This is a genomic window from Pseudomonas sp. I8001, from assembly GCF_013385345.1.
GTDB lineage: Bacteria > Pseudomonadota > Gammaproteobacteria > Pseudomonadales > Pseudomonadaceae > Aquipseudomonas.
Genome location: NZ_JACAQC010000044.1, coordinates 1 through 2703, shown reverse-complemented (window position 1 = coordinate 2703; position 2703 = coordinate 1). Strand labels below are relative to the sequence as shown.

Genomic DNA, 2703 nt, shown 5'->3' with positions numbered 1-2703 from the left:
CGTTACCGCAGCAACGGATATATACCCAAACCCAACCAACACCCAACCACTACTCCGCACTACGCTGCGTATGACTCGATACAAACTGCCGAAACCGCTCAGTCGGCAACCCCTCAAACAACTCCGCCGGGGTGCCCTGGGCATCAATCAACCCATTGGCCATAAACACCACCCGATTGGACACATGCCGCGCAAACCCCATCTCATGGGTCACCACCAACATGGTCCGCCCTTCCTCGGCCAGCGACCGCATCACCCGCAACACCTCCCCCACCAACTCCGGGTCCAGCGCCGACGTCGGCTCATCAAACAACATTACTTGCGGGTTCATCGCCAACGCCCGGGCAATCGCCACCCGCTGCTGCTGCCCACCCGACAAATGCGCCGGGTAATAATCACGGCGATCATAAAGCCCCACCTTGTGCAGCAGTTGCTCAGCTTCCTCCACACACTCGGCCTTCGAACGCTTGAGCACCCGCATCGGCCCCTCGATGACATTTTGCAAAACCGTCATATGCGACCACAGGTTAAAACTCTGGAACACCATGCCCAGCTTGCTGCGCATGGTCTCCACCTGCCGCGTGCTGCCAGGCAACAACCGACCGTTGCGCTGGCGCTTGAGCTCGATGGTTTCGCCGTCGAGCACAATACTGCCCTCGTCCGGGGTTTCCAGCAGGTTGATACAACGCAGGAAAGTGCTCTTGCCCGAACCGCTGGCACCGAGGATGGAAATCACGTCACCTTTGTGAGCCTCCAGCGAAATCCCCTTGAGAACCTGTGCCGAACCGAAAGCCTTGTGAATGTTGTTAACCGTAAGGGCGCTCTGAATCTGAGTACTCATGACAAGCTCCGCTGCAATCAGGAATGAGAAATAGGTTCGGGGGTTTGCTTGACCGGCAGGTCTTTCGGCCGCTCACGCAGATGGGGCGACAGACGATGTTCAATCCAGGCCACCACACGCACCACCAGGAAATTCAGGATCAGGTAGATCAACGCCGCACAAATGAACACTTCCATGGTGCGGTAGGTACGCTGGATGATTTGTTGCGCCACGCCGGTGACGTCCCACACGGTGACCAGGCTGGCCAGCGCGGTGGACTTGACCAGCAAGATGGCCTCGGTGGAATAGGCCGGAAGCGCCTGGCGCAAGGTGACGGGGCCGATCACTCGCCACAGCAGGGTCCAACGCCCCATGCCCACCGCCTGCCCCGCTTCGATCTGCCCTTGAGGCACGCTCAGCAGGCCACCGCGAATGATTTCAGCGGTGTAACCGGCGGTGCACAGCGCCAGGGAGACCACGGCGCAGCCATAAGGCGACCTCAACACCACCCACAGGAAGCTGTCGCGAATCGCCGGGAACTGCCCCAGGCCGTAATAGATCAGGAACATCTGGATCATCAGCGGCGTGCCGCGAAACAGCATGATGTAGAAACGCGCCGGGTAGCTGAGGAATGGCCAGCGGCTGACGCGCATGGACACCACGCCCAGCGACAGCAGCAACCCCAGGGTCAGGGACGAAAAAAACAAGGCCAGGGTGATGGGCAAGGCACCCAGCAACTTGAGCATGGTGTCGGCAAGAAAGGCGAAATCGATCATGGCAAACGGTCCCTTCTCACGACTGTGCAGGATTGCGCCGCTGCGTACGCTGTACGCGCGCTTCGGCAATATTGAAAAGACGGCCCGAAAGCCCGGTCAGAATCAGGTAGCACACGCCGCCGACGATGTAGAACGTGAAGTACTGGCGCGTGGAACCCGCCGCCACCTGGCTGGCGCGCATCAGTTCCACCAGGCCAATCACCGAAATCAGCGCGGAGTCTTTCAGGCTCATTTGCCAGACGTTGCCCAGGCCCGGCAGCGCGTACCGCCAGATCTGCGGGATCAGCACCCGGCGAATCCGCGTTGCGCGGTTCATGCCGATCGCCAGTGCTGCCTCAAGCTCACCCTTGGCCACCGCGATAAAGGCACCGCGATAGACCTCAGCCTGATACGACGCCGAGATCAATCCAACGGCGATGGCCCCCACCATGAACGGCGGGACATCGACATAGCCTTCACCGCCAAACCAGTGATTGACGGCCGTCACCACACTGGCACCGCCGAAATAGAACAGGTAGATCACCAACAGCTCCGGAATCCCCCGGAACAGGATGGAATAGGCATCCCCCAGGTATCGCAAGGCACGCTTTTTGGAAAGCTTGGCCATGGCCACCAGGCTGCCGACCAGCGCACCGACCACCAGCGCCGCAAGGGTCAACAACACGGTCATGAGGGCGGCCTTGAGCAAGGCCATCCCCCAACCCGTGTCGCCAAAACTGAGCATCTGCATGAGACTCATCAAGTCACTCCTACCGAAAACACATAAAGCACCGGAACCTTGAAATCCGTCTCAACCTGCCCGACGTCCATGAAGCAAAGGGTGCAACTGCCTGCCTGGTTTACTTGACCATCGGCAGGTTCAAACCCTGCTCCTTGGCGCAATCAATCGCGATCTGGTAGCCCGCATCCGCATGACGCATCACGCCGGTCGCCGGGTCGTTGTGCAGCACGCGCGCGATACGCTCAGCGGCTTCGTCGGTACCGTCGCAGACAATCACCATGCCCGAGTGCTGGGAGAAGCCCATGCCGACGCCGCCGCCGTGGTGCAACGAAACCCAGGTCGCGCCGCTGGCGGTGTTGAGCAGGGCGTTGAGCAGTGGCCAGTCG

Annotated in this window: 3 protein-coding genes and 1 pseudogene; all 4 read right to left on the bottom strand. The window is 60.3% G+C overall.

Annotated features, from left to right (window positions below):
* Positions 1-49: 49 nt before the first annotated feature.
* Positions 50-841, bottom strand: coding sequence for an ABC transporter ATP-binding protein (locus tag HX839_RS25920; RefSeq protein ID WP_003220035.1), 792 nt, complete (start codon positions 839-841; stop codon positions 50-52).
* 17 nt (positions 842-858) lie between these two features.
* On the bottom strand, positions 859-1596 hold the full coding sequence (locus HX839_RS25915) for an ABC transporter permease (RefSeq protein WP_102369535.1): 738 nt from the start codon (positions 1594-1596) through the stop codon (positions 859-861).
* Between the two features lie 16 nt (positions 1597-1612).
* Complete coding sequence (locus tag HX839_RS25910; RefSeq protein WP_003220032.1) at positions 1613-2335, bottom strand: ABC transporter permease; 723 nt, start codon at positions 2333-2335, stop codon at positions 1613-1615.
* A 100-nt stretch (positions 2336-2435) separates the two neighbouring features.
* A pseudogene (locus HX839_RS25905) lies at positions 2436-2703 on the bottom strand (urocanate hydratase); the annotation flags it as partial.

Coding starts and splice junctions, on each gene's coding strand:
- HX839_RS25910 (WP_003220032.1), bottom strand. CDS start 2,335: ATGAGTCTCATGCAGATGCTCAGTTTTGGCGACACGGGTTGGGGGATG.
- HX839_RS25920 (WP_003220035.1), bottom strand. CDS start 841: ATGAGTACTCAGATTCAGAGCGCCCTTACGGTTAACAACATTCACAAG.
- HX839_RS25915 (WP_102369535.1), bottom strand. CDS start 1,596: ATGATCGATTTCGCCTTTCTTGCCGACACCATGCTCAAGTTGCTGGGT.